This window comes from bacterium Scap17, assembly GCA_013376735.1.
Classification (GTDB): Bacteria; Pseudomonadota; Gammaproteobacteria; order Pseudomonadales; family Halomonadaceae; genus Cobetia.
The window spans coordinates 2755047-2781027 of the sequence record VINJ01000001.1 but is presented as its reverse complement, the minus strand read 5'-3'; the positions used below and the strand labels follow the sequence as shown (position 1 = coordinate 2781027).

The window sequence follows — 25981 nt, the reverse complement described above, 5'->3', positions numbered from 1 at the left end:
AATGGCATGGAGTGTCTCTGCGAGTGGCGGGAGAGTGGAATGGCGTGGTGACAGTGCATTCTTTGTCAACTTTGACCATTCTATCAGGTTGACGGTGTTTTTGAAGTGACGCTTTCTGGAGAAAGTGTTGCATTTTTCACCGCTATTAGTTCGCTACCTGCTTTAGTATGGGCTTCTGTTGTTCGTTCAGGTGCATGCTTTTCGAGGTGCGCAGGCAATGACAGCCCTTCATCGAAAGTCTGCAATCTGACGCCGCCACGCCAACGGGCAAGTGGTTGCATAATACTTCCTTGTGGGTTGTTGTCATGAACTGTGCATATGTCGTGAATATTGGAGATCCAGTGATGGCGGGCCCTTGAACCCGATATCAGGTCCTGGCAAAGACGTCTTCCTGTTGTTGCAGAGACGCTTTTGTCAGATCTGCCTTCAGTTGTGACAGTGGATAATGAAGTGCCTGGGCAGTGAGTAATTTTTTCTGGCTATTGCATTGATCGGAAAGATTGCATACTTTGGAAACATGTTATTTAAGACTTCACCTTGCAGTTGACTCGGTCTATAATCGCCCTTGATCTGGTGTGGGCGCTTAACTGTCCCGAGTGTCCTGCACAAGTCTTTATGAAAACGCGCTGTTAAACATGTACGGCAGATGAATATCGCCGGGCCTCACTCAGCATCGTGTTTTCGTGACTCAACTGTCTGTCCCGACCTCCTGGAGATACTCATGTCCCTGTTGACTGATTTCATGCAGAAAGAGCAAGAGCTCAAGAAACTTCAAGAGCAGCTGGAAAGCCTGCGCAATGATGACCGTCTGAAGAACGAACTCGAATTCAAGGACAAGCTGGACGCGCTGATGGGCGAGTACGGCAAGTCCACTCGTGACGTCATTACCCTGCTGGACCCGAAAGCGTCCCAGGCGCCGGCTGCTGCCGCACCGGAAAGCAAGACCGGTGGCGTGCGTCGCAAGCGCAAGCTGAAGGTCTACAAGAACCCGCACACCGGTGAAGTCATCGAGACGCGTGGTGGCAACCACAAGCAGCTGAAAGAGTGGAAGGAAGAGCACGGTGCGGAAACCGTCGAATCCTGGCTCGAGCGCACTGAAAGCTGAGCACTGGCTTGATTGCCAGCTAGCTGACGCTGCCAGACATGAAAAAGCCCCGCAATCGCGGGGCTTTTTCATGTCTGGCGTTTGGCTGACGCTAGAGGGCGGACTCCCTCTTTTGAGCAGGTCTTGAGAAGGCCTAGAGCAGAGCGATAGGGCGCTTTCCCGTGAGACTCACTGTGAAATTACAGCGTCAGAAAGCGCCACTAACGGCAGTCGTCATGCCCGAGGGCTGTCATTGGGGCTATCAGCTATCACGCTGATTGAGGTCCACCAGGCGACCGATGGCGAGAATCTTGCCTGTCGGTTTGCCGGTCGGCGACCCGCCTTCTGGCTCCAGTGTCATCTCCAGCAGCTGGCCCGGACTCATGCTGCCGATCTGCTCGGCGCTGAGTTCGATGCCGGCAATCGGGTCGACCAGCCCCAGTGAGCGGGGCCCTTCTTGCGGGTCGGTCAGGGTCCACAGTTCGATGGCGCGATCCGTCGGACGCTCGATGGAGACCTTCGGTGTCAGCTGCAGGCCACCGCTGGACGTGACATTGGCCACCCAGGTCGGCGTGCCCGGATCTTCCAGTGTCTGCAGGATAGCGACCATGCGTTGCGCGTCGCCGTCAGGTGTCTGGGTAGCCACCTCCGGCGAGGTGCCTTCCAGCGGCGCGCTGGGAGAGAAGGGCCCCATCTGCATGACCAGTGCCAGGGCGAGACCTGCCCCCAGACCCAGTCCGAGACCACCGCCTAGCCAGCGCAGTAGCCAGGGCGCCTTGGTCGAGGCGCTTGTCTGCTCTGCGTCATGGCGAGCGGCGTTATCGCGGGTGGCAGAGGACTGCTTGAGGCGCACCAGGCTGGCGTCGATGCGCTTCCATAATGAGTCGGAAGGGGGCTCCGGCGGCAGGCGGTCACTCACGCTCAGCCAATGTTGCTGCCAGCGCAGGGCCATGCGTGCGGCATTGTCATCGCGCTCGATCCAGGCGCGCACTTCGGCCTCGCGTTCAGGGTCCAGCAGCCCGAGGGCATGCTCACCCAGCAGCAGGTTCTGTTCTTCGGGAGATTCGGGAATCAGGGGGCTATTCATCGTGACAGGCACTCCTGCAGTAGCTTGAGACCGGCGCGGATGCGTCCCTTGATGGTGCCAAGCGGTGCGCTCAGCTTCTCGGCGATCTGTTCGTGTGTCAGTCCCTTGAAGAAGGCCAGCAGAATGGGCTCGCGTCGCGGCACTTCCAGCTCACCCAGGCAGTCGCTCAACTGGTGCGTCGTCTGGCTGTCATCAGCTGCGGTTTCCGGGTTGGCGAGCAGATCGGCCAGGGTGTCGAGCGCATCGCTGTCGCCGCGTGGCGTCCGCCCCTGGGCGCGCAGTTGATCCAGGGCGCGATAGCGCAGGATGGTAAACAGCCAGGCGCGACCATTGCCGAGTTCACGTCGATACTGACCCGCGTTGGACCACAGCTTGATGAAGGCGTCATGGACGGCATCTTCCGCCTGGTCGCGGCTGTTCAACAGGCGCATGGCGAGCGCCAGCATGCGGCCCGATTCAAGATCATAGAGGCTGCGGAACGCGGCCTCGTCTCCGCGTGCACAGGCTTCTATCGCACTGGCGTGGTCAAAGCTTTCCGCGTCTGGCGGACTGACTGACGGCTTCTGTGCTGGCATGGGGTGGCCGGCTCCTTTGGCGGGGGGTCCATTGATCAGCTGACGGTAAGTGCACCGCCGGGGAATGGCAAGTTGCATGATAGAGGCCTTCGTTCGAGAAAGAATCAACGCCCGTGACACTCGGGATGGCGGTGCGTCAATTGCGGGAGGATAGTCTGGTAACGTCCCGCTTCCCGTCTTGGATGTTCGCGGCCGGTTTTCAGACGTGCCTGGACATGACGCCAGCCAGTCACCTTGCACCCAATGGGAAAGGCGCGGCGCGGCTGCATTGCTGCTCGCGCGGTGAGTCCGCATAATGGCCGGCATGACAGCCTGGGAGGCGTGATGAAGCAGCAATTCAATACGATCGGCGTGATCGGCCGACTGGGCAGTGCCCAGGTGGTGGATACGCTCAAGCGCTTGATTCGCTTTCTGGATTCCCGTGGCCTGGCCATGGTGATCGAGGAACGCACTGCCGCGCTGCTGCTGGACCACGGTCTGCAGGTGGCCAGCCGCCGTCAGATGGGCGAGCAGTGTGAGCTGGTGATCGTGGTCGGCGGCGATGGCAGCCTGCTGGGCGCCGCGCGCGCGTTGTGCCGCAGTGGCACACCCGTGCTCGGCGTCAATCGTGGGCGACTCGGCTTTCTGACCGACATTCGCCCCGATGAGCTCGAGGAGAAGGTGGCCGAGGTGCTGGGCGGCGACTATCTCAGCGAGCAACGCTTCCTGCTCGAGGCCGAGGTCTATCGTGATGGCGAGCGCATCGGGGCGGCCGATGGCCTCAATGACGTGGTGCTGCACCCCGGCAAGGCGGCGCGCATGATCGAATTCGAGCTGTTCATCGATGGCCAGTTCGTCTATTCCCAGCGCTCGGATGGCTTGATCGTCGCCACGCCGACCGGCTCGACCGCCTATGCGCTGTCCGGTGGCGGCCCCATCGTGCATCCGCGTCTCGAGGCGATCACCCTGGTACCGATGTTCCCGCATACCCTTTCCAGTCGTCCGATCGTGATCGATGCGGCCAGCGAGATCATCCTGCATATCAGTGCCAGCAACTCGACCTATCCGCATATCAGCTGCGACGGCCAGACCCAGGTGGTGGCCAAGCCCGGGGATGTGCTCAAGATTCGGCGCAAGAGTGAGCGTCTGACGCTGATTCATCCGCTGGAGCACAACTATTTCGAGATCTGTCGCACCAAGCTCGGTTGGAGCAATCGCCTCGGCGAATGACCTCAAGGCTGACACCATGCAAGCATTCGTGGCGCCACAGGATGGCTATGATCTCATCGGCGATGTACACGGCTGCGGCGCCACTCTGGCGACGTTGCTGGAGACGCTCGGCTATCACATCGTCGATGGCGTCTATCGCCACCCGACCCGCAAGGTCATCTTCCTCGGCGATATCATTGATCGTGGTCCGCGCATCCGCCTGGCGGTGCAGCTGGCCAGCAGCATGGTCAATGCCGGCGAAGCGCTGATCGTGATGGGCAATCACGAATACAACGCCCTGGCGTATTGTCGGCGCGCACGCCCGCGTGCAGGCGGCGAGCATCGTGATTTCCTGCGCTCGCATACCTCACGTCACAATCGCATCATCCGCGAGACGCTTGACCAATATCAGCATCATCCCGATGAGTGGGACGAGGCGCTGCGCTGGTTCATGCGCATGCCGCTGTGTCTGGAGCTGCCGCCGCTGGCCCCCGGCCAGAGCGGGCTGCGCGTGGTGCACGCCTGCTGGGATGAGCCTCTGGTGCGTTCCTTCCTGGAGCGCTATCCCGATGGCTGCATCGATGAAGACTTCCTGCATGAGTCCATCGAGCATGACAGCTTCGCCTATCGCGTGCTGGACCGCATGACGCGCGGCGCGAATCTGCGCTTGCCGGAAGGAGTCGAGATCCATTCCGGCGATGGCTTCACGCGCCGAAGCTTCCGCACGCATTTCTGGGCACGTGAGCCCCGCACCTACGGCGATGTGGTCTTCCAGCCCGACAACCTTCCCGGCGAGCTGGAATCGCGCTGGTTGAGCGAGCAGGAGCTGGCCAATCTACCTTACTACGGGCCGGAGCAGCCGCCCCTGTTCCTCGGGCACTACTGGTGTGAGGGCTTGCCGGCGCTGCCGGCTCCCAACATCGCCTGCCTGGATTACAGCGCGGTCAAGTTCGGGCGCCTGGTGGCGTATCGCTTCAGTGGCGAAGCCACGCTGGATGCCGCCAACTTCGTGTGGGTACCGGTACCGCGTGAGCCTTCCCGACGCCCCGTGCCGGAAGAGCTGTCCCGCGACACCCTGTCGAACCCGTCATTGGCCAATGGCGCCAGTCAATAGCACTGGTCATTTGCTTGGTCATTGGTACGTCCCAATAGCGTCAGTAATGCTGGTGATGAATGACGATTGTTTTTTACAATCATATGTCAGTGAACCAAAGCCCGATTGCGCACTCTGAGTAAGTGTTCCCTTGAATGATCCTTGCTCAGTCCGGTGCCCCCCACCGGGCTTTTTTTATGTCTGTCACAAAGGCCAGCCCCCTGCGAGGCTGTGGTAGATTTTCGCAGGCTGGTCTGACATCTCCTTGTTTATCAACGTGTACTGAGTCTGTTCAGTCGCATGTCATTTTCAGAGGCATATATGTTCAAGGTTCTGACGCTGCCTGAATCCTTCGACAGCCGCCCCCTGCGTGAAGCCCTGTGGGCCGAGAAGATCGGTCATCAGATCACTCTGAGCCAGGCTCGTCCGACAGAGGCTGCGTCTGGCGACGATGCCGAGAGCCACGAGGGCAGCCAGGAGCTGTGGCTGGCCGACCCCGAGCAACTGCCGCGCGTCATCGCGATGCTCGAGCGCCAGTCGCGCGGTGAACCGCTGCGGGACGCCTCCGCAGGTACCACGACGCGCGGTACCGCCAGCTCTCAGTCCCTCATCACCCTGATGCGCCAGACGCCGTTGACCTGGCTGGTCGGTCTGGCCTGCTGTATCACGGTACTGTTCCAGTATGCGTTGGGCCAGGCAGCGGTCTTCGAATGGCTGGCCATCGTGCCCTTCGAGCTTGTCGGCAGTCAGCACATCGCGCCCGAGCCGCTGTCCGTGACGCTTTCGGGGGAGTGGTGGCGGCTCTGGTCGCCGTCGTTGATGCATTTCGGGGTACTGCACCTGGTGTTCAACCTGCTGTGGCTGTGGGTGTTCGGGCGACAGATCGAGGCCATCGATGGCGGTTGGCGCTTCGCGCTGGTCGTGGTGCTGAGCGGCGTGGCGGCCAACCTGGCGCAATACGCCACCGGCAGCGTGCTGTTCGGTGGGTTGTCGGGGATCGACTTCGCCGTGATCGGCTATGTCTTCATCGCCGCACGCCGCCGCCCCACGTTGGGCTATCAGATGCAGCGCTCGCTGATGATCTTCATGTTGATCTATCTGGTGCTTTGCATGACGCCGCTCTCGAGCGCCATCGGGTTGGGTGCCATCGCCAACGAGGCGCATCTCGGGGGGCTGCTCGCCGGTCTCGCGCTCGGCCTCGTGCTGCCACGCCGGACACGCCGTGTCACACCCTGACAGTCGATGCGCTGACGATGGTAGAATGTGCACATTCCCCACGTCGGGTCCGGCATTTGAAAGCTCTGGCTCCGCGTGCCTCAGTCTCAGGAGACCCCATCATGAGTGACATGACCTTCGACGGTATGGTCGAGCAGATGACGCCAGCCATCTACGAGAGCCTCAAGCAGTCCATGCAGCTGCGCAAATGGCCGGATGGCCGCGTGCTGACCCAGGAGCAGGTCGAGCTGTGCATGGAGGCCGTCATCAAGTACGAAGCGCACAACAACGTGCCTGCCGAATCGCGTGTCGGCTTCATCGACAACGGTACCTGTGGGCCGCGTGATGATGACAGCGCTGCAAGCGATGAGCTGGAGCAGATCAAGTGGGTCAACTGACGCTGGATGATGCCCTGAGCGCGGATGAGGCCTCTGGCACGGTTCAGGAAGTCAGTGCTCAGGCTGCGGCACCCATCACGCTGAGTGGCAACCTCCGCAAGATGTCCATCGTGCCCGCCGGCGAGGTGCCGACGATCGATACTGCGCCTGACTCGCTGTCGGTCACGCGGGAGCCGCTGGCGGCCAGCTATGGCCTGCGGCTGGGGGAGACCACCCAGCCGCTGAATGCCTATATCGGCCACAAGGTGCGCCTGAGTTTCTCCGGTCAGATCCACTGCAGCCATTGCGGTCGCAAGACCAAGAAGAGCTTCGCCCAGGGGCATTGCTATCCGTGCTTTCGCAAGCTGCCGCAGTGCGATGGCTGCATCATGAAGCCGGAGACCTGCCACTACGCCGAAGGTACCTGCCGTGATCCGCAGTGGGGCGAGGAGCACTGCTTCCAGCCGCATATCGTCTATCTGGCCAACTCCTCCGGCCTCAAGGTCGGCATCACGCGCAAGACCCAGATGCCGACACGCTGGTTCGATCAGGGTGCCATCCAGGCGCTGCCCATCGTCGAGGTGTCCAATCGCCTGCAGTCGGGGCTGGTCGAGGTGCTGTTCAAGCAGGCGCTGAACGACCGCACCAACTGGCGGGCGATGCTCAAGGGCGATGTGGCCGAGCTGGATCTGGAAGCGGAACGTGATGCGCTGCTCGAGCAGATGTCGGAGGGCCTGGCGGCGCTTCAGGCGCATTGCGGCGAGGGTGCCATCCGGGTGCTGGACACCACGGCGCTGGCCTTCGAGTTTCCGGTGCGCAGCGCGCCGACCAAGGTCACCTCGTTCAACTTTGACAAGACGCCGGTAGTGGAAGGCGTGCTCGAAGGCCTCAAGGGGCAGTATCTGATTCTCGACAGCGGCGTGATCAATCTGCGCAAGTTCACCGGCTACGAGATCGAGGCCCAGCTCGGCGAGGCATGATCCACGCCTGAGATTGCGTGACGCTCGCAGCACAATGCCCGCGCTCCTTCACAGGAGCGCGGGCATTGTCGTTTCAGGGCGTTTCGCTACGTCGTGTCAGGACGCTTCGCCGTGTCGTGTCAGGGCGCTTCGCGATCGGACCAGGACCACGTCAGCCCAGCACGGGCTGACGGCGTGCCTGCATGCGTGCCAGAAAGACCTGCATCACGCGCCGGTAGAGCTCGCGTCCCAGCACCACATCCTCGACTCCGGCATCCAGATTCGGGTTGTCGTTGACCTCGATGACCACCACGCGGTCCTCCAGCTGCTTCAAGTCGACGCCGTAGAGGCCGTCGCCGATCAGGCGGGTCGCCTTCAGGGCCGCCTTGATCACGGCCGCTGGCACCTCGCTCGGGTCGACCGTCGCGAAGCCGCCGGAGCGGGTACGCGCGCCGCTGTGGTCGTAGATCTGCCAATGGCCGCGCGCCATGTAGTAACGGCTGGCGAACAGCAGCTTGCCGTCGAGCACGCCGATGCGCCAGTCGAACTCGGTCGGTAGCCACTCCTGCAACAGCAGCAGGGCGGAATCCTGGAACAGCCGCTCGGCTTCGCGTACCAGTGTCTCCGGGCCATCGATCTTGACGATGCCGCGCGAGAAGGCACCATCCGGCACTTTCATCACCAGCGGGTAGCGCATGTGCTGACCGCGTTCGGCCAGCTGGCGCAGTTCGCCCCGATGGATCAGGCGACCCTGCGGGGCACTCAGACCACGTGCCTTGAGAAGCTCATGCAGGAAGACCTTGTTGGTGCAGCGCAGAATCGACTGGCTGTCATCGATCACCACCAGCCCTTCGTGCTCGGCACGCTTGGCCATGCGATAGGTGTGGTGATCCAGACTGGTCGTCTCGCGGATGAACAGGCCATCGAACTCGGCCAGACGGCCTTCATCGCGCCGGGTGATCAGGCTGACATCGATGCCCAGGCGCCGTCCTTCGCGGATGAAATGCTTGAGCGCGGTGCGGTTCGACGGCGGCAGCGCCTCGTCCGGGTCGACCAGCATGGCGAGATCGAAACGGTAATGGCGGCGGGCCTTGGGCGTGCGCCACACCTTGCGTGAATGGCGATTGAGCGCCTGGGCGAAGCGGTCTTCATCCGCCGCTGCCAGGTGGCTCAGGGATTGCGGGCGCACCCGCTTGAGCACCCAATGATCGCTTCGGCCTTCAAGACGCACCTCCAGCAGCGGGCAGGGCAGGCGCTCGAACAGCTTGCGTGCGAGACGCGCAAGCGCGGGGTCTGCGCTCTCGCCGAAGGTCAGCAGCAGGTCGAGTCGTGGCGGCTTGCCAGCCCCATGCGTCACGTTTTGCGGGGCGGGCAGGGCGCCCTTGCGTGTCAGCTCCTCGAGCAGCACGCGGATGCCGCCCAGTTCCATGTCGATCAGCGACTTGCGTGACAGCTGATTGAGGGTCTCCACTGACGGCAACGCCTTCTGACCGCGCGCCTGGGCCAGCAGCGAGACATAATAGCCGATGCCCAGATAATCCAGCCCGCCGCACAGATTGATGACGTGGGTGGCGGGCTGCGGCGCATCGTCGGCGCGCTGGGCTGGCGCATCGCTTGAGAGTTCGGAAAGAAAGTCATGGGCGCTGATGACATCATCACTGGGATAGAAGGCGCGCCAGTCAGACACACGGTCAACCACGATACGCAGGCGGGACATTGCGAAGCCTCGCAAGGCGGGCACCGAAGCGGTGCCGAATGCGCGCATCATGAGAAACAATCTCCGTCATCGCAATAGGCTGGAAAGTGAAATAATTTCATGCAAAGAGACCAAGACAAGACGCGCCTGCATGCCCAGAATGCAGCGCATTGCTACTGCCCCGCGACACGCTGAACATCAAGCAGCGTCAGGGCGCTGACAGGCGGGAGAGCCTGCACCATGACCCCCATTCTGCGCCCGGCCATCCGGGCCGATCTCGATGCTCTGGTAGAGCTCGAGGAAGTCAGTTTCGACAGCGACTGGTTCAGTCGTCGTCAGCTGTCCCATCTGATTCTGCGTGCCCATGCCCGTACCCTGGTGATCATCCAGCCCGATGACGATGTCATTCCGTCCGTACCGGCGGTGGACGATGTCATGGCGGCGCTATGGCCAGCCGGAAGCGTCGAGCGTGATGACGCCACGCCGCTGCGCAGCGTGCTCGGCTACGGTACCGTGCTGTTTCGGAGCAATTCACGCCGGGCGCGACTCTACTCCTTCTGCCTGCATCCGGAATCGCGTGGCCGCGGCCTTGCCCAGCGCATGCTGACATCGCTTGAGCAGCTGGCCGTCGCCCAGGGCTGTACGCAGTTCGATCTTGAGGTGCACACCGGCAATGGCGCGGCGATCGCACTCTACGAGCGTCACGGCTTCGAGAAGTGTGGTCGCCTGCGCGATTACTATGCCGATGGGGCGGCCGCCTGGAAGATGCGCAAGGCACTGACGCTGGATTCGCCGGCGCCGGTGGCTCAAAAACTCGCGGCCGGTGATGCCGGTGAAGCGCACCCGGGGTCGCCCTCGACGGTGAATGCCGGCGCCGCCTGAGCCGGGGGCATGGCGCGCGTGGCCCCCATGGGCTAGGATGCGCTGTTTATTCTTCATGGCTTCAAAGGAATCGCTCCCATGCCGTCATTCGATATTGTCTCCGAACTCGACAAGCACGAGGTTCAGAATGCCGTCGATCAGGCCAATCGCGAACTCGCGACGCGCTTCGATTTCAAGGGCGTGACTGCCAGCTTCGAACTCGAGAAGGAAGAGAACGTCAATCTGGAAGCCGATGCCGATTTCCAGTTGCGTCAGATGGTCGAACTGCTCAAGGGCCGTCTGATCGCGCGCGGCATCGACGTGCGCTGCCTGGAAGAGAAGGACGCCGACACCGCTGGCGTGCGTGCCCGTCAGCAGCTGGTGCTGCGTCAGGGACTGGACCAGCCGACCGCCAAGAAGATCGTCAAGGCGCTCAAGGATGCCAAGCTCAAGGTCCAGGCGCAGATCCAGGGCGAGAAGGTCCGCGTCACCGGCAAGAAGCGTGACGACCTGCAGGGCGCCATGGCACTGCTCAAGGGCGATGAGAGTATCGAGCTGCCGCTGCAGTTCAACAACTTCCGCGACTGATCCAGCGCGCAAGTGACTGGCGGTCGCCATTATCAGCACCGTTCGCTATCGGCGTGCGGTGCTGTCTTCGTTTGACTCGCTCATTTGCGGTGTCGTGAGAGTCACTGACTCGCATGTTTTCTGGATCAACGGATTCGCTTTGAAAGCGTCATGTCTCGTCGCTGGGGCTACGTTCGTCCAGCTCGGTGCATCACTCGAGACGACCGGACGCGTCGCTTTCAAAGCGTTTCACCCTATTCGTACGTGATATCTGCGCCATGCGGGCCGCTACGGCACCCGCCTACGCGCAAAGAGAGGTTATATGTCTGCTCCGCTCGCTATCGGCCAGCGCAACACCCTGACGATCACCAAGCGGGTCGGCTTCGGCGTCTTCCTTGATGGTGGAGATCGCGGGGAAATCCTGCTGCCGACACCTTTCATTCCGGCGGGGGCCGACATCGGTGACGAAGTCGACGTCTTCGTCAGCCTCGATGATGAAGACCGCCTGCTGGCCACTACGCGCTATCCGCGTGCCATGGTCGGTGAATTCGCCGCGCTCAAGGTGGTCGAGGTCAATGATATCGGCACCTTCCTCGACAATGGCCTGGGCAAGGATCTGCTGCTGCCCTACGGCGAGCGCAAGCGTGAGCTCAAGGCCGGTCAGTTCGCCATGGTGCACGTCGGTCTCGACAAGCACAGTGACCGCATGGTCGCCTCGATGCGACTGGATCGCTGGCTCGACAAGACCCCGGCCACCTACGCGGTGGGCCAGGAAGTCTCCGGTCTGGTCGCTGCGCGCACCGACCTGGGCATGAAGATCATCATCGACAACGCCCATTGGGGCCTGGTGCACCACGACCGTATCTTCACGCGTCTGCGCATCGGCAACCGTCTGCGTCTGTGGGTGTTGAAGAATGACGGCAACGGCAATATCGATCTCACGCCGCAGGCGCCGGGCCCGGCTGGCCATCAGCAGCTGGCGGACCGCATTCTGGCCGCGCTGGAAGCCAGTCAGGGCGTGCTGCCGCTGGGCGACAAGAGCGAGCCGGAAGCCATCAGTGAAGCCTTCGGTGCCAGCAAGGCCAACTTCAAGCGCGCCATCGGTCACCTGAAGCGCGAAGGCAAGGTCACGCTGGCGCCCACCGAGACGCGTCTGGTCAAGTAAGCGCCACTGTCAGCCTGAGCTGCCACTGCCACCCTCGGGAGACCGACGGGTGGCAGTTTGCGTTTCAGGGTCCCGCATGGCACCAATGACAGCGTATCATGGGAATATCTTGCACTGAGTCACCCCATTCGCTCCTTCACCTTCGACAAGGAATGTCTGCATGACTGTCTCCGCTGCTGCTGTCTCCGCTACTTCTGGTTCCTCAAATTCTGCCGGTGCGCCGCGCCTGTTGATTGCTCCTGACAGCTTCAAGGAAGCTCTGGCAGCCAGTGATGCCGCCGACGCCATGGCGCGTGGTGTTCGCCGGGTACTGCCCGAGGCACAGATCGACCTCTGCCCGCTGGGCGATGGCGGTGAGGGCACGTTGGCGGCGTTGTTGGCGGCAGCCAGTGAAGCAGACCCCATCGAGGCGCGCAGCGCTCAGGTGCGAGATCCGCTTGGACGTGAGGTCACCGCCCAGTGGGGCTGGCAGCCGGGTAGCCGCACGGCCATCGTCGAGCTGGCCGAAGCCAGTGGCCTGCATCTGGTCAGCCTTGATGAGCGCGACGCGCGGGTCGCCGATACGCATGGCGTGGGCGAGCTGATCCTGGCGGCGCTGGACGCCGGTGCCGAGCGGTTGATCATCACGCTGGGCGGCAGCGCCACCAACGATGGCGGCAGCGGCATGCTGCGCGCGCTCGGGCTGCGTCTGCTCGACGCTGAGGGGGAAGAGCTGCCCGCGGGAGGCGCGGCCCTCGCGCGTCTGGCGAGCCTTGACGTCACTGCGCTGGACCCACGCCTGGCCAACCTCAAGGTGTCTGCCGCGGTCGATGTCGACAACCCCCTGTGTGGCCCGCGCGGCGCGAGCGCCGTGTTCGGCCCGCAGAAGGGCGCCGATGCCGCGGTGGTCGAGGAGCTGGATGCGGCACTGGCCCACTTCGCTCGCCTCAGCGCTGAAGTGCTGGGTGCGGATCAGCAACAGCTGGCCGGTGCAGGGGCTGCAGGCGGCATGGGCTTCGCGGTGGCGGCCTGGTTGCATGGTGAATTGCGCCCGGGCATCGAGCTGGTGATGGAGCGCCTCAAGGTGAGCGAGCGTCTGGTGGGCTGTGATCTGCTGATCACCGGGGAAGGCGGTCTGGATGGCCAGAGCCTGGGCGGCAAGACCCCCATCGGTGCGGCGCGAGCCGCGCGAGTCGCCGGGGTGCCCGCCATCGTGTTGGCGGGGCGACTGGCCGAGGGCTGGCAAGCCGCCCATGATGAAGGGGTCAGTGCCGTCTTCACGCTGTGTGACAGTGCCATGCCGCTTGAGCAGGCGCTGGCGCGCACCCCGGAGCTGCTGGCTGACCGCTGCGAGGCCATCATGCGTCTCTGGCAGTTGGCGCAGCCCGACTGAGCGCAGCCCGACTGAGCGCAGCCCGACTGCGGCGTCGAATCCGGCGCAGACACCGGTCCACGCCCCCTGGCGGGGGCGTGGCCTTTCGCGATATCGGCAAGCCCGTTACCATGCACGCAGTTGCTATCAGGCGGATAGTCAGAAAGTACTTTTCCCATGCACGACTTGGCGTTTGACTGATAGCAGGAAGCACAAGGTGTGTGACCGCAGGTGGTGAGGATTCGACATGATGATCTTTCGGCGCATGAAGCGTATCTGCTGGCTTGGCCTGGCCTGGTTGTTCTTCGGCATCGGCTTCGCTGGCATGTTTCTGCCGCTGCTGCCCACCACCGTCTTCATGCTGCTGGCGCTGGCCTGTGCCAGCCGAGGTTCACCGCGCTTTGCGCGCTACATCCGGGAACATCCCCAGATCGGGCCGACACTGGTGGCCTGGGAGCGCGAACGCGCCATTCCGCTGCGCGCCCGCATCATGGCGGTCAGCATGCTGGCCGTCTCGATGCTGATCATCCTGTTCACCGTCTCAGTGCTGGCCGTCAAGGTCTCGCTGCTGGTCTTCCTGTCGCTGCTGGCACTCTGGTTGGCGACGCGCCCGGAGCCCAAGGGCGAGGGGGCGAACCTTGCCGTCAGTGGCGAATCCCTTCCGCGCGAATGAGCGCTTCATCGCGGGCAGGTGAGGTGTCTGCTCCCTCGCTGTCCGCTGTCTTTCTGCCGTGAGGAGCCCTCTCCCGCGGCGCTGATTGCGGAGTCTTTGATGTCACAACCTGCTGCGATTCATCTGGCCGATTATCAGGCACCCGCCTGGCGTGTGCTGGACATCCGCCTGACGTTTGATCTGGCACCGTCCGCGACCCGTGTGACGACCGTGCTGACCCTCGAGGCCAATCCCGATGCCGCCGTGGGCAGTGATGCCACGCCGCCGCTGGTGCTCAATGGCGAGCATCTGACGCTGGAATCCGTGCGTGTCGATGGGCGAGCGCTTGGCCGCGACGAATACAAGCTCGACGAGACTCACCTGACGCTGGCCGGCCTGCCGGCCCGCTGTGAGCTCGAGACGGTGGTGGTGATCGATCCGGCCGCGAATACCGCGCTGGAGGGGCTTTATGTGTCCTCGGGCATGTTCTGCACCCAGTGCGAGGCCGAAGGCTTCCGTCGCATCACCTACTACCCGGACCGCCCGGACGTGATGTCGGTGTTCACCACCACCATCATCGCCGACAAGGACAGCTACCCGATCCTGCTCTCCAACGGCAATCCCATCGAGCGTGGCGAGCGCGAGGGCGGTCGTCACTTCGTCACCTGGCAGGACCCGCACCCCAAGCCGTGCTATCTGTTCGCGCTGGTGGCGGGTGACCTGGTCAAGCATGACGACAGCTTCACCACCATGAGTGGCCGTGACGTCGCTCTGGAAATCTGGGTCGAGCCGGAAAATCTCGACAAGACCCAGCACGCCATGAACTCCCTCAAGGCCTCCATGAAGTGGGATGAGGAAGTCTACGGTCGAGAATACGATCTCGACATCTTCATGATCGTCGCAGTCAACGACTTCAACATGGGCGCGATGGAGAACAAGGGCCTCAACATCTTCAACAGCGCCTGCGTGCTGGCCAACCCCGATACCACCACCGACGCCGCCTTCCAGCGCGTCGAAGGGGTGGTCGCGCATGAGTACTTCCACAACTGGTCGGGCAACCGTGTCACCTGCCGTGACTGGTTCCAGCTGTCCCTGAAGGAAGGCTTCACCGTCTATCGTGACCAGACCTTCTCCGCCGACATGAACTCGGCGCCGGTCAAGCGTATCGAAGACGTCGCCATGCTGCGTACCGCGCAGTTCGCCGAAGATGCCGGCCCCACCGCACACCCGGTGCGCCCGGCCTCCTATATCGAGATTTCCAACTTCTACACCCTGACCATCTACGAGAAGGGCTCCGAAGTGGTGCGCATGGTTGCCAATCTGCTCGGGGGAGAGGCCTTCCGCCGTGGCAGTGATCTCTACTTCGCGCGCAACGATGGCAGCGCCGCCACCATCGAGGACTTCATCAGCGCGATGAGCGAAGCCTCCGGCCGCGACTTCAGCCAGTTCATGCGCTGGTACTCCCAGGCCGGAACGCCGAACATCGCCGCCAGTGGCGCCTTCGATGCCCAGGCTGGCACCTATTCCCTCACGCTGCGTCAGTCCACGCCGCCCACGCCAGGGCAGGCGGAGAAGCTGCCGCTGGTGATTCCGGTGCGCATGGGGCTGGTCGGCGCCGATGGCAGCGATCTCACGCTGACCCTCGATGGCGAAGCGCTGGGCACGGAAACCGTACTGGAGCTGACCGAGGCCGAGCAGACCTTCGTCTTCACCGGCCTTGCCGGCGATGCCGAGCCGGTGCCGTCGCTGCTGCGTGGCTTCTCTGCGCCGGTCAAGCTGGCCTTTGACTACAGCCGTGAGCAGCTGGCCTTCCTGATGCAGCACGACAGCGATGGCTTCAACCGCTGGGATGCCGGCCAGCGTCTGGCCATGGCAGCGCTTGAAGACCTGATGGCGGCCTGGCAGCGTGGCGAGCACGAGGCCCAGCTGGATGAGCGCCTGCTGGCCGCCTATCGCTTCCTTCTCCAGAGCGACACTTCCGATCGTGCGGTGCTGGCCGAGATGCTGACGCTGCCTTCGGAGGCCTATATCGCCGAGCAGCAGAGTGTCGTCGATGTCGATGCCATCCACTGGGCGCGCAAGACCGCCAAGGCGCAGCTGGCCAGTGCGCTGCGCGACGATTTCGTGGCGCTCTATCACGCCAATGCGCAGCAGGGCGACTACGCGCCGACCTTCGAGCAGATGGCGCGTCGCAGCCTCAAGAATGCCGCGCTCAGCTATCTGATGAGCATCGAGGACGAGGAGGGCGTGCGTCTGGCCCAGGCCCAGCTGGCGGCGGCCCACAACATGACCGATGTGCGTGCCGCGCTGACGATGCTGGTGCACTCCTCACGCACCGATCTGGGTGACCCGGCGCTCAAGTCCTTCGCCGAGCGTTGGTCGCATGATCCGCTGGTGATGGACCAGTGGTTCTCTATTCAGGTCACGCGTCCGCAGGCCGATGTGCTGGACCGCGTGCGCTTCCTGATGGAGCATCCGGCATTCTCGTTGACCAACCCCAACAAGGTGCGTGCCTTGATCGGCGCCTTCGCCGGCCAGAACCGCGTCAACTTCCACCGTCTCGATGGCGAAGGCTATCGTCTGCTGGCGGATGTGGTCATCGAGCTCAATCGACTGAATCCGGAAATCGCGGCGCGCATCATCACGCCGCTGACACGCTACAAGCGTTTCGATGCCAAGCGTCAGGACTTGATGAAGGCAGAGCTTGAGCGTATCCGTGGCGAGAAGCTCTCGAACAACCTGTATGAAGTCGTGGAGAAGGCACTGGCCTGATCCTCTGAGCTGACCCTTGGAGACAGACGGCAGTCATCGCGCACATAATGATGACTGCCGCTGACATGAAAAAGCCCCTGCCAATCGGCAGGGGCTTTTTCATGTCACGCGCCTGGCGCAAGTCCCGCCAGGGCATCGCCTTCACGGTCATCGCTTCAGGACCGTCGCTTTCAGGGGCATTGCGCGTCAGGCAATCATCCAGCCCAGGAAGGTCAGGCCGATGAAGGTCATCAATAGTCCGCCGATGATGGAGCCTCTCAACAGCGTCGTGATGCCCTTGAATAGCAGATAGAGCCCCAGCGCCAGGCCCAGCAGGCTGAACAGCGATGTGCCAAGTCCCAGCTCGCCGGTCAAGCCATTGAAGAATCCCGATAGGGCATCATCGAAGTTGGCGAAGAAACCGCCCAGGCCCTCGACGATGAAGCGAATGGCGGCACCGAGCTGGGTGCCGATCCAGTTGAAGAAGTCTTCCATAACGCATGATGTCCAGACAGAAAAGAGGCCCCAGTGTGCCATGAAAGACGCGGATGCGCTGTCATCCGAGCTGATACCTGGCGGTGAATGCCTCGATCGCCATCGGCTTGTCCATCAGGTAACCCTGCAGGGCATCGCAGCCCATCTCCAGTAACAGATCGCGCTGCCTGGGGGTCTCGACGCCTTCTGCCACTACGCACATGCCCAGCTCACGCCCCAGCTGCACCATGAAGTCCACCATGCGGCGGTTGATCTCGTCGTTCTCGAGATCATTGACGAAGCTGCGATCGACCTTGAGCTCATCGAAGGGCAGGTGCTTGATGTAGGTCAGGGAGGAGAAGCCGGTGCCGAAATCATCCAGTGACAGACGCAGGCCCAGCGAGCGTAGTTCGTGCATGCGTGCCACCGTGGCGGGCATATCGGTGGCGAAGACGTTTTCGGTCAGCTCCAGCTGCAGATATTGCGGGTCCAGCGTGTGCTGGCTGAGTGCCTTGGCGACGTTGCTGACGTAGTGAGAGGAGTCCAGCTGCTTGACGCTGACATTGACCGACAGATAGAGCCCGGCGAGGGCGGTGCCCTTCTGCCAGTCCTCCAGCAGCTTGCAGGCCTGCTTCAGCACCCAGTCGCCGAGGCTGTCGATCAGCTGGCTCTTTTCGGCCAGCGGAATGAATTCATAGGGCGAGATATTGCCGAACTTGGCGTGTCGCCAGCGCAACAGGCACTCGGCACCGACCAGCTTGAGCCCTCGATCGAATTGCGGCTGCAGTTCCAGGTACAGCTCTTCGGTATCGATGGCGCTGCGCAGGTCATTTTCCAGCTGTATGGCGCGTTCCAGCTCCACGCGCATGCTGGGGTCAAAGCGGACGGTCTGGTTGCGCCCGCCCTCCTTGGCGCGATACATCGCGATATCCGCACGCCGAATGAGCTCCTCGGCGCTCAGATCGCGATCATGGAACATGATGCTGCCCAGGCTTGCCGAGCTGTGATGTTGCAGCGGCTGCGACTGCGGGCCTGAGAGCGAATAGGGTTGGTTGAGTACCTGCCGCAGGCGCTCCATCAGCTCATCCAGTTCGCGATAGGCAGTCTGTGGATCGTGGCTCAAGGGCTGTACCAGGATGACGAACTCGTCCCCACCGAAGCGCGCCACCAGATCGCTGTCACGCATCGTGGAGCTCAGGCGATGGGCCACCTCGATCAACAGGTGGTCGCCGGTGGTATGCCCCAGCAGGTCATTGATCTTCTTGAAGTGGTCCAGGTCGATGAAGATGAGTGCGCCGTGGGTGTCACGGGCATCGGTGATGATGATGGCCTGCTGCAGGCTGTCGATCAGCGTGGCACGGTTGGCCAGCTTGGTCAGCGAGTCGAAGCGACTGTGCTGGTGCAGTAGGGCCTCTGATTCGACGATACGCGTGATATCGGTGATCGAGCCGATCATGCGCATCGGATTGCCTTCGCTGTCCCGCTCGGTGACATCGCCCTTGTCGATCACCCAGATGACGTCGCCACCGCGGGTCAGCATGCGGTGACGGTGATAATAGGCCGTCTTGCCCGCCATGCAGTCCTGGAGGGCGATCATCGTCTCGGGCTTGTCCTCGGGGTGCAGCAGGTTTGCGAATTCTTCCAGGCTGTTGCTGAGCTCGCTCTCCGGGATGCCCAGAATCTGTGACCAGCGGCGATTGTGCGTCACGGAACTGGTCAGGATATTCCAGTCCCAGAAGCCTTCCAGCGAGGTGTCATAGATGTGATCGATCTGGCGGGTCTTGCGCTCATGCTCACGGACTTCTGCCGTGATGTTGTGTGCCAGAACGGCGACGAGCGGCTGGCCGTGAATGTCATGGAAGGGCAGCTTGATGGAGCGGAAATGGTTGACCTCGCCGGTGGTGCCGTCGGTGGCATCCTCGAAGACCGTCTCACGCTCGAACTTGCTGAGCACCTGCTCCACGCTGCGGCGGAAGAAGCGGCTCTGCTCGGTATTGCCAGTGTAATGACTATCCTCGCGCCCGATGATGTCTTCGAGCGTAGTACCGTAGAAGTCGGTCAAGGTGCGATTGGCGAAGCGGAACAGTCCCTTGGCATCCTTGATGAACAGGATGTCGGGGTGGGTGTCGACCAGGGTGCGCAGCAGGTGGTTCTCGGCTTCAAGTGTCTCGAGACGTGACGCCATCTCCTGCAGGCGCGAGTGCAGGCAGCTGTCATCAGGCTGGCGGGAATCGTCGGAGCCTTCTGGGCGAGGAGGGCGGCGATCCTCGGCATCGGAAGGTGCGGTCATGGCAGGTTCCTGAGGCGACGGTCTGTGCTCCCAGTCTACGTTGCCGCTCGGTTGAATAGGCAGGGCGTCGGGGTTCATGCTCAATCAACGATCATGCGTGCGGCCCACGACGACAGGCCACACAGGCAGTCCACGCAGGATCGGGGCTTGTGCCAGGTACCTGGTGATCAGGTCCCAGTCATCAAGCTGTTGCTCACAAAGCCTCAGTCATCAAGCCCCTGGTCATGAAGGGGTCATCAAATCCTCGTGCCTTGAGGCGTTACAGGTCGACCTTGTCCTTGTACTCGCAGAGGTCTTCGATGATACAGCTGCCACAGCGCGGCTTGCGTGCGATACAGGTGTAGCGGCCATGCAGGATCAGCCAGTGGTGGGCGTCGACCAGAAACTCCTTGGGCACATGGCGCATCAGCTTGTGCTCGACCTCCAGCACGTTCTTGCCCGGGGCGATGCGCGTGCGGTTGGAGACGCGGAAGATGTGCGTATCCACCGCCATGGTCGGCTGGCCGAAGGCGGTATTGAGCACCACGTTGGCGGTCTTGCGGCCCACGCCGGGCAGCGCTTCCAGCGCCTCGCGGGTCTGCGGCACCTCACCACCATGCCGTTCGATCAGCATGCGGCAGGTCTTGATGACGTTCTCGGCCTTGGTATTGAACAGGCCGATCGTCTTGATGTACTCCTTCAGACCCTCGACACCCAGCGCGAGAATGCTCTCCGGCGTATTGGCGACCGGATACAGCTTCGCCGTGGCCTTGTTGACGCCCACATCCGTCGCCTGCGCCGACAGCAGCACCGCGATCAAAAGCTCGAAGGGCGTTGACCAGGCAAGCTCGGTGCGTGGCTCAGGGTTCTCGTTGCGCAGGCGGGTGAAGATCTCGAGGCGTTTCTGGGCGTTCATGATATCTCGGGTACGGCGGAAAGGGGCTTGGGCGCGGGCGTCGTCGACACAGGCTGTCAGCCAGCGGGCTGACAGCCTGTGTGAGAGGGGCTCAGGAGATGGTGCCGGTCACGCGTACACGACGCGACACCTTGGGCGCATCGGCGTTGGCCGCCTTGCGGCGCTGCTCGAGTCGCTCATCGATGGTCTTCTTGCCCGCGATGATCAGCCCCATGCAGAAGAAGGCGCCCGGCGGCAGCACCAGGAACAGGAAGGAGTAGTCCGGGAATATCGTCAGCTGCCAGTCGGCGGCCATCGGCCCGACGAGCAGTTCCATGCCGGCAAACAGCGTGCCCTGGCCGAACAGCTCACGCATGCCACCCAGCAGCACCAGCACGGCCATGAACCCCAGCCCCATCATCAAGCCATCGGTGGCCGCCGGCAGCACGGGATGCTTGGCGGCGAAGGCATCGGCACGCCCGAGAATCGCACAGTTGGTGACGATCAGCGGAATGAAGATGCCGAGAATCTGATAGAGCTCATAGGTGTAGGCCTTCATCAGAAGCTCCGCACAGGTCACGAAGGAGGCGATGATCATCACGAAGGCCGGCAGGCGCACTGCAGAAGGTACCAGATTGCGGATCAGCGATACCGCCACGTTGGAGCCGATCAACACCAGCAGCGTGGCAAGCCCCAGCCCGATGGCGTTGACGACGCTGGCGGTGACGGCCAGCAGCGGACACAGGCCCAGCAGCTGTACCAGTGCCGGGTTGTTGTCCCACAGGCCGTCGCGGCTGATCTTGCCAAGCGAGATATCACTCATGAGGGTCGTCTCCGCCGTGTTCAGAAGGCGCTGATGGCGTGAGCGTGCCATCAGCGGTGGGAGCTTGCGTACTCTGTTGGGCCTTGGCAGCGCGGCGGGTCGCGGTCAGCGTCTCGCTGTCGCCGGCCAGCAGCGCCGTGCGGTGCGCCATGAAGTAGATCAATGCCTGGCGAACGGCACCCACCACGGCGCGCGGGGTGATGGTCGCACCGGTGAACTGGTCGAAATCACCGCCATCCTTCTGCACCTTCCACTCCACCGAGCTGAGCGTCTGGTCATCGAATTCGTGGATCCAGTCGGACTTGCGCGCTTCGATCTTGTCGCCCAGCCCCGGGGTCTCGGCGTGCTTGACGGCGCGTACACCGGCCACGCTGCCATCGGCACGGATACCGACCAGCAGGCGGATATCGCCGCTGTAACCCTTGCCGGTCACCACCGGCAGCAGCACTGCGACGGTCTCGCCATTTCGGGTGGCTCGCCAGCCGGTATCGGCGCTCTCCAGACCCAGCACCCGGGAGGGCGGCAGGGCGAAGGCCGCGTCGAGCAGGTCATTGTCGTGCAGCGACGGCGGGATGATCTCGGCCAACGCCGCGCTCTGGGCGGCACGCTCATTGTCGGCGATGGTCTCGGCAGTGGTCATCTGGGTGACGGCGACCACACCGGCGGTGACGACAGCGAAGACCGCCAGACCCAGCGCGGCCCGCGCGATGGTGTGCTTCAGGCCCTGCGCGGCCTGGGCTTGCTGTTCGGGCTGATCAGGCGTCAGGCTCATGCCTTGTCCTCCAGCTTGATGCCGCGACGGGCCTTCTTGTGACCATAGCTGCGTGGTTGGGTGTAGTAATCGATGAACGGCACGCTGAAGTTCATCAGCAGCACCGCGAAGGCGATGGCGTCTGGATAGGCGCCGAAGGTGCGAATCAGGTAGATCAGCACGCCGATGCCGGCGCCGTAATAGAGCTTGCCCTTGTTGGAGGTCGCCGCCGTGACCGGGTCCGTGGCGATGAAGAAGGCGCCGAAGATCGCCGCACCGCACAGCAGGTGGAACAGGGGGCTGGCGTGCTGCTCGCCATCCACGAAGGCGAAGATGGCGGAGATCACTGCCAGGCTGCCCAGCATCGCCACCGGGATATGCCAGGTGATCAGGCGACGCGCCAGCAGCACCAGGCCGCCGAGGCCCCAGGCGATGGCCGTCTGCTGCCAGGCCAGCAGGTTGGCGGCGGGCAGCAGGCTCGGGTCTGCCCAGAACTCGCTGCTGGAAAGCTCACCCTTGTTGCGGAAGGCGTCCAGTGGCGTGGCGCCGGTCAGGGCATCTGGCGTAGCGATCACGCCGAAGAACTGCTGCAGGCTGTCAGCGAAGCCGAGTGCGAAGCCATCGGGGGATGACCAGCGCGACATTTCGACCGGGAAGGAGATCAGCAGCAGCGCATAGGCGACCATCGCCGGGTTGAACGGATTCTGGCCCAGGCCACCGTAGAGCTGCTTGGCGACCACGATGGCCGCGATCACGCCGGTCAGCACCAGCCACCAGGGCGCCAGTGGCGGCAACGACACCGCCAGCAGCACGCAGGTCACCAGCGCGGAATTGTCCTTGAGAAAGAAGCTGACCGGACGGCCACGCAGTTTGAGCAGCAGCGCCTCGAGGCCGACACCCGCCAGACAGGCGAAGACGAGGTTGAACAGCACACCCCAGCCATAGTGCCAGCACAGCACGGCGATACCCGGCAGCGTCGCGGCCAGCACCCAGGCCATCACGCGCGAGGTAGCGGTTGGCCCGTGGGCATGGGGGGAGCTTGCATGCATCAGGCTCATGAGACGGTCAGATCCTTGCGGTAAATGGGCAATGACAAGAGGCGTGCTTCAGGATGAGTCGCCATTGGCGCGGTAATTGGGCTCAGGTCGTTCATTGGGCGTCCACCAGTGCCTGCACCTCGGCCAATGACTCGCGGGCGTGTTCCAGATTGCGGCGTGTGCGGTCGACCTTGGTCGTCAGGCGCTGACGGTTTTCGTCATCCGCCTCGCTCAATGCCGCCTCCGCCTTGCGATGGGCCGCCTCGGCCGCCTTGACCGCGATGCTGACCTGCTTGTGACGCTTGGCGAGGTTCTCGGCGCGTGATGCCTCGATCTCGGCCTGCGAGAGCGTCACGTTGCCGGCCATGCTGCCACGCCCGACAGAGCCCGCGGCGGGCTTGGGCACCTCGGGAACCAATTTTTCCGCGCCCTTGGCGGCAGGCGTCGCGTCAGTGCTGCCAGCTTGCGCGCTGTTGAGGCGCACTTCGGCGGCGCGCAGGTTTTCCTGGGCCGTGGCCAGCAGGGTCTGGAGATCCTCTATATCGCCTTCGCCACTTTCGCTGGCGCGGGCCAGGGCCTTTTCGGCCTTCTTGACCGCGATATTGGCCGCAGCGCGCGCCGTCTTGAGTGCCTTGATATCGGCGCTGGGTGCCGCAGCTGCCGGTGTAGTAGCGTTGGCAGAAGAGCCAGCCGCACATGTATCAGTGGTTTGAGCAGAGCCAGCCGCACCTGTATCAGTGGTTTGAGCAGAGCCAGCCGCAGCGCTTGCCACAGGGCCTTTATCAGCGCCAGCGGCGTCGGTCGCCGCCTTGAGATCACCTTCAGCCTTGTCCAAACGGGACTTGGCCTCGGTGACGCTGGCCTCCAGCGCCGCGATGTCGCCCTCACCGCTGTCTTGGGCGGTCTTGAGGGCCTTCTCGGCCTTCTTGACCGCGATATTGGCGGCGGCACGCGCCGTCTTGAGCGCCTTGAGGTCGGCTGCCGGGGCAGCCGCGCCTGTCGAGGAAGTGCTGGCCGGTGCAGGGGCAGCTGACTCGCTGGCAGCCTTGAGGTCGGCTTCAGCCTTGGCCAGTCGGGTCTTGGCCTCTGCCAGGCTGCTCTCGAGGGCCGGGATATCGCCTTCACCGCTGTCCTGGGCGGTCTTGAGGGCCTTCTCGGCCTTCTTGACGGCGATATTGGCTGCGGCCCGCGCCGTCTTGAGTGCCTTGAGATCGACAGCCGATGCTGCGGCTGCCGGAGCAGCAGCGCCTGTCGAAGCGCCGGCGGTCGCAGGGGCAGCTGACTCGCTTGCCTCACTGGCGGCCTTCAGGGCGCTCTTGGCGCTGGCGAGCTTGGTCTTGGCTGCGGTCACGTTGGCCTCGAGCTTGGCGATATCGCTCTCGGAGCTCTCACCGCCATCCTGGGCTGCCTTGAGGGCTTTTTCGGCCTTCTTGAGGGCGATATTGGCCGCAGCGCGCGCCGTCTTGAAGGCCTTGATGTCGGTGGCCGGTGCCGGCTGGGCAGCAGCGGTCGCTGTGGAGGCCGAGGCCGTGTCTGCGGCGGTGCTGGCATCGGCGCGAGCGGCGGCGGACTTCTGGGCCGCTTGAGCGCGTTGCTGGCGCTTGGCTTCCTTCTCGGCTTCCTCGCGCGCCATGCGCGCCTGCTTGAATTCAAAGCGGTGACGAGCGCGTTCGGACTTGCGCGCCTCATGCTGGGCGCTGCGAATCTCGCCCTTGGCGAAGCGGTAATACTGCACCAGCGGAATCTGGCTGGGGCAGACATAGGAGCAGGCGCCGCATTCGATGCAGTCCGCCAGATTGTAGAGCTCGGCCTTGTCGAACTCGCGTGCCTTGGAGAACCAGTAGAGCTGCTGCGGCAACAGCTCGGCCGGGCAGGCCTGTTCGCACATGCCGCAACGGATGCACGGCTGCTCGACCGCCGGTACCGGCAGTGACTCGGGGGAGGAGGCCAGCAGGCAGTTGGTGGTCTTGATGATCGGCAGGGCGTCGCTCTCGAGCGTGAAGCCCATCATCGGCCCGCCCATCACCAGACGTGCGATGCCCGTCGGCGCCGGCGCCGCCAGACGCAGCAGGTCTGCGATGGAAGTGCCCAGGCGCGCCTCGACATTGTGCGGGTGCTGCAGCGCCTCGCCGGTCAGGGTGACGACACGCGAGATCATCGGCTCGCCGAAACACACCGCGCGCTGCACGGCGCGCACGGTACCCGGGTTGTGCACGACCACGCCGACATCGGCGGGCAGGCCACGGCTGGGCACTTCGCGGTCCGTCAGCAGCTTGATCAGCTGCTTCTCGCCACCGGAGGGATACTTGGTCGGTACCACCGCGACTTCGAGGCGTGAATCCAGCGGTGGCAGGCGCTTGTCGGCGCGGCGGGCGCGAATCGCCTGTTCCAGCGCGATGACGGCCTCGGGCTTGTTGTCCTCGATGCCGATCAGGATGCACTCGGGGCCGATCAGGCTGGCGAGAATCTCGAGCCCTTCGATCAGCGCTTCCGGATGCGTGCGCATGGTCAGGTCATCGGCGGTGATGTAGGGCTCGCACTCTGCCGCATTGAGGATCAGGGTGTCGATGGCGTGGCGTTCACGTACCCGCGCCTTGACCGCCGAGGGGAATCCGGCGCCGCCCTGGCCGACCACGCCGGCATCCTGCAGGCGCTGGATCAGGTCCTGGGCTTCCTGCTGACGCCAGTCGCGCCAGGCTTCCAGGCGCGCCCATTCATCGATCTCACCCTCGCGCTCGATCACGATGCACAGGTCTTCCAGACCCGAGACATGGGGAATCTGGCGCGGCTCGATGGCGGTGACCACGCCGGTGATGCTGGCATGCACCGGGGCGGAGATCATGCCCTGGGCGCGGGCGATCAGCTCGCCGGTCTTGACGCGCTGGCCGATCTCCACCAGCGGCTGGGCGGGCGCGCCGATATGCTGGCTGAGCGGCAGCACCACTTCACGGGGCAGCGGGGCGGCCACCAACGGGGAGCGGTTGGAGAGCGCCTTGTGCTCCGGCGGATGGATACCGCCGTGGAAGTCGAACACGCGCGGTGCGACCTGACCCTTCTGTGTGTGTCCAGCCTCCGCCGTGGCAGCGGAGCGTGAGGAAGTCACCATGGATT

23 protein-coding genes are annotated in these 25981 nt (G+C 63.3%); 12 read left to right on the top strand and 11 right to left on the bottom strand.

The window, feature by feature from the left end; genetic code table 11:
- Positions 1-83 precede the first annotated feature (83 nt).
- On the bottom strand, positions 84-281 hold the full coding sequence (locus FLM52_11755; GenBank protein ID NVN56457.1) for a hypothetical protein: 198 nt from the start codon (positions 279-281) through the stop codon (positions 84-86).
- 440 nt (positions 282-721) lie between these two features.
- Here FLM52_11755 and FLM52_11750 point away from each other — a divergent pair, with 440 nt between their 5' ends.
- Positions 722-1105: an H-NS histone gene (locus FLM52_11750; protein ID NVN56456.1), complete on the top strand. Its 384-nt coding sequence runs from the start codon at positions 722-724 to the stop codon at positions 1103-1105.
- Positions 1106-1346: 241 nt separating this feature from the next.
- Here FLM52_11750 and FLM52_11745 read toward each other — a convergent pair whose 3' ends face one another.
- Positions 1347-2171: an anti-sigma factor gene (locus FLM52_11745; protein NVN56455.1), complete on the bottom strand. Its 825-nt coding sequence runs from the start codon at positions 2169-2171 to the stop codon at positions 1347-1349.
- Positions 2168-2746: a sigma-70 family RNA polymerase sigma factor gene (locus FLM52_11740; GenBank protein NVN56454.1), complete on the bottom strand. Its 579-nt coding sequence runs from the start codon at positions 2744-2746 to the stop codon at positions 2168-2170. Before FLM52_11740 ends, FLM52_11745 begins: the two co-directional genes overlap by 4 nt.
- A gap of 324 nt (positions 2747-3070) precedes the next feature.
- Here FLM52_11740 and FLM52_11735 point away from each other — a divergent pair, with 324 nt between their 5' ends.
- From FLM52_11735 to FLM52_11715, 5 genes are all read left to right on the top strand, one after another.
- Positions 3071-3955: an NAD(+) kinase gene (locus FLM52_11735; protein ID NVN56453.1), complete on the top strand. Its 885-nt coding sequence runs from the start codon at positions 3071-3073 to the stop codon at positions 3953-3955.
- Positions 3956-3971: 16 nt separating this feature from the next.
- Positions 3972-5048: a serine/threonine protein phosphatase gene (locus tag FLM52_11730; GenBank protein ID NVN56452.1), complete on the top strand. Its 1077-nt coding sequence runs from the start codon at positions 3972-3974 to the stop codon at positions 5046-5048.
- A gap of 300 nt (positions 5049-5348) precedes the next feature.
- Entirely contained in the window at positions 5349-6263 is a 915-nt protein-coding gene (locus tag FLM52_11725) for a rhomboid family intramembrane serine protease (protein ID NVN56451.1), read from the top strand.
- A gap of 101 nt (positions 6264-6364) precedes the next feature.
- Positions 6365-6640 (top strand): DUF1315 family protein, encoded by a 276-nt coding sequence (locus FLM52_11720; GenBank protein ID NVN56450.1) that lies wholly within the window; start codon positions 6365-6367, stop codon positions 6638-6640.
- 101 nt (positions 6641-6741) lie between these two features.
- The gene (locus FLM52_11715) at positions 6742-7599 is read left to right on the top strand and encodes a DUF2797 domain-containing protein (GenBank protein ID NVN56449.1); all 858 of its coding nucleotides are present in this window, start codon (positions 6742-6744) and stop codon (positions 7597-7599) included.
- Positions 7600-7750: 151 nt separating this feature from the next.
- On the opposite strand, the gene FLM52_11710 is transcribed toward FLM52_11715, so the two are convergent.
- Entirely contained in the window at positions 7751-9295 is a 1545-nt protein-coding gene (locus FLM52_11710) for a RimK family protein (protein ID NVN56448.1), read from the bottom strand.
- Positions 9296-9514: 219 nt separating this feature from the next.
- Here FLM52_11710 and FLM52_11705 point away from each other — a divergent pair, with 219 nt between their 5' ends.
- The 6 genes from FLM52_11705 (at position 9515) to pepN (ending at position 16642) form a co-directional block, all read left to right on the top strand.
- A complete protein-coding gene (locus tag FLM52_11705) occupies positions 9515-10156 on the top strand; it encodes a GNAT family N-acetyltransferase (GenBank protein ID NVN56447.1) in 642 nt (213 codons plus the stop codon).
- A 78-nt stretch (positions 10157-10234) separates the two neighbouring features.
- A complete protein-coding gene (locus FLM52_11700; protein ID NVN56446.1) occupies positions 10235-10723 on the top strand; it encodes a YajQ family cyclic di-GMP-binding protein in 489 nt (162 codons plus the stop codon).
- 301 nt (positions 10724-11024) lie between these two features.
- Positions 11025-11867 (top strand): GntR family transcriptional regulator, encoded by an 843-nt coding sequence (locus FLM52_11695; GenBank protein NVN56445.1) that lies wholly within the window; start codon positions 11025-11027, stop codon positions 11865-11867.
- A gap of 160 nt (positions 11868-12027) precedes the next feature.
- Positions 12028-13239 (top strand): glycerate kinase, encoded by a 1212-nt coding sequence (locus FLM52_11690; protein NVN56444.1) that lies wholly within the window; start codon positions 12028-12030, stop codon positions 13237-13239.
- Between the two features lie 229 nt (positions 13240-13468).
- On the top strand, positions 13469-13891 hold the full coding sequence (locus FLM52_11685) for a DUF454 domain-containing protein (protein ID NVN56443.1): 423 nt from the start codon (positions 13469-13471) through the stop codon (positions 13889-13891).
- Between the two features lie 99 nt (positions 13892-13990).
- Positions 13991-16642 (top strand): aminopeptidase N, encoded by a 2652-nt coding sequence (pepN, locus tag FLM52_11680; GenBank protein NVN56442.1) that lies wholly within the window; start codon positions 13991-13993, stop codon positions 16640-16642.
- 186 nt (positions 16643-16828) lie between these two features.
- Here the strand turns inward: pepN and FLM52_11675 are convergent, their stop codons facing one another.
- The 7 genes from FLM52_11675 to rsxC form a co-directional block, all read right to left on the bottom strand.
- Positions 16829-17116: a hypothetical protein gene (locus tag FLM52_11675; GenBank protein ID NVN56441.1), complete on the bottom strand. Its 288-nt coding sequence runs from the start codon at positions 17114-17116 to the stop codon at positions 16829-16831.
- A gap of 61 nt (positions 17117-17177) precedes the next feature.
- Positions 17178-19463: an EAL domain-containing protein gene (locus FLM52_11670; GenBank protein NVN56440.1), complete on the bottom strand. Its 2286-nt coding sequence runs from the start codon at positions 19461-19463 to the stop codon at positions 17178-17180.
- Positions 19464-19644: 181 nt separating this feature from the next.
- The gene (locus FLM52_11665; protein NVN56439.1) at positions 19645-20280 is read right to left on the bottom strand and encodes an endonuclease III; all 636 of its coding nucleotides are present in this window, start codon (positions 20278-20280) and stop codon (positions 19645-19647) included.
- 91 nt (positions 20281-20371) lie between these two features.
- Positions 20372-21082 carry an electron transport complex subunit E gene (locus FLM52_11660; protein ID NVN56438.1) on the bottom strand — a complete coding sequence of 237 codons (711 nt, stop codon included), beginning with the start codon at positions 21080-21082 and terminating at the stop codon, positions 20372-20374.
- Positions 21075-21854, bottom strand: coding sequence for an electron transport complex subunit RsxG (rsxG, locus tag FLM52_11655; protein ID NVN56437.1), 780 nt, complete (start codon positions 21852-21854; stop codon positions 21075-21077). The genes FLM52_11660 and rsxG overlap by 8 nt, the downstream gene beginning before the upstream one ends.
- Positions 21851-22891 (bottom strand): electron transport complex subunit RsxD, encoded by a 1041-nt coding sequence (gene rsxD, locus FLM52_11650; GenBank protein ID NVN56436.1) that lies wholly within the window; start codon positions 22889-22891, stop codon positions 21851-21853. Before rsxD ends, rsxG begins: the two co-directional genes overlap by 4 nt.
- 91 nt (positions 22892-22982) lie before the next feature.
- Positions 22983-25976: an electron transport complex subunit RsxC gene (gene rsxC, locus FLM52_11645; protein NVN56435.1), complete on the bottom strand. Its 2994-nt coding sequence runs from the start codon at positions 25974-25976 to the stop codon at positions 22983-22985.
- Positions 25977-25981: the final 5 nt, after the last annotated feature.

Bases quoted from the DNA above. Each gene is read 5' to 3' on its own strand.
- FLM52_11685 (NVN56443.1), top strand. From the start codon at position 13,469: ATGATCTTTCGGCGCATGAAGCGTATCTGCTGGCTTGGCCTGGCCTGG.
- pepN (NVN56442.1), top strand. From the start codon at position 13,991: ATGTCACAACCTGCTGCGATTCATCTGGCCGATTATCAGGCACCCGCC.
- rsxG (NVN56437.1), bottom strand. From the start codon at position 21,854: ATGAGCCTGACGCCTGATCAGCCCGAACAGCAAGCCCAGGCCGCGCAG.
- FLM52_11740 (NVN56454.1), bottom strand. From the start codon at position 2,746: ATGCCAGCACAGAAGCCGTCAGTCAGTCCGCCAGACGCGGAAAGCTTT.
- FLM52_11730 (NVN56452.1), top strand. From the start codon at position 3,972: ATGCAAGCATTCGTGGCGCCACAGGATGGCTATGATCTCATCGGCGAT.
- rsxC (NVN56435.1), bottom strand. From the start codon at position 25,976: ATGGTGACTTCCTCACGCTCCGCTGCCACGGCGGAGGCTGGACACACA.
- FLM52_11695 (NVN56445.1), top strand. From the start codon at position 11,025: ATGTCTGCTCCGCTCGCTATCGGCCAGCGCAACACCCTGACGATCACC.
- FLM52_11725 (NVN56451.1), top strand. From the start codon at position 5,349: ATGTTCAAGGTTCTGACGCTGCCTGAATCCTTCGACAGCCGCCCCCTG.
- FLM52_11660 (NVN56438.1), bottom strand. From the start codon at position 21,082: ATGAGTGATATCTCGCTTGGCAAGATCAGCCGCGACGGCCTGTGGGAC.
- FLM52_11665 (NVN56439.1), bottom strand. From the start codon at position 20,280: ATGAACGCCCAGAAACGCCTCGAGATCTTCACCCGCCTGCGCAACGAG.
- FLM52_11735 (NVN56453.1), top strand. From the start codon at position 3,071: ATGAAGCAGCAATTCAATACGATCGGCGTGATCGGCCGACTGGGCAGT.
- FLM52_11690 (NVN56444.1), top strand. From the start codon at position 12,028: ATGACTGTCTCCGCTGCTGCTGTCTCCGCTACTTCTGGTTCCTCAAAT.
- FLM52_11755 (NVN56457.1), bottom strand. From the start codon at position 281: ATGCAACCACTTGCCCGTTGGCGTGGCGGCGTCAGATTGCAGACTTTC.
- FLM52_11720 (NVN56450.1), top strand. From the start codon at position 6,365: ATGAGTGACATGACCTTCGACGGTATGGTCGAGCAGATGACGCCAGCC.
- FLM52_11675 (NVN56441.1), bottom strand. From the start codon at position 17,116: ATGGAAGACTTCTTCAACTGGATCGGCACCCAGCTCGGTGCCGCCATT.
- FLM52_11710 (NVN56448.1), bottom strand. From the start codon at position 9,295: ATGTCCCGCCTGCGTATCGTGGTTGACCGTGTGTCTGACTGGCGCGCC.
- FLM52_11745 (NVN56455.1), bottom strand. From the start codon at position 2,171: ATGAATAGCCCCCTGATTCCCGAATCTCCCGAAGAACAGAACCTGCTG.
- FLM52_11715 (NVN56449.1), top strand. From the start codon at position 6,742: ATGTCCATCGTGCCCGCCGGCGAGGTGCCGACGATCGATACTGCGCCT.
- FLM52_11705 (NVN56447.1), top strand. From the start codon at position 9,515: ATGACCCCCATTCTGCGCCCGGCCATCCGGGCCGATCTCGATGCTCTG.
- FLM52_11670 (NVN56440.1), bottom strand. From the start codon at position 19,463: ATGAACCCCGACGCCCTGCCTATTCAACCGAGCGGCAACGTAGACTGG.
- FLM52_11700 (NVN56446.1), top strand. From the start codon at position 10,235: ATGCCGTCATTCGATATTGTCTCCGAACTCGACAAGCACGAGGTTCAG.
- rsxD (NVN56436.1), bottom strand. From the start codon at position 22,891: ATGAGCCTGATGCATGCAAGCTCCCCCCATGCCCACGGGCCAACCGCT.
- FLM52_11750 (NVN56456.1), top strand. From the start codon at position 722: ATGTCCCTGTTGACTGATTTCATGCAGAAAGAGCAAGAGCTCAAGAAA.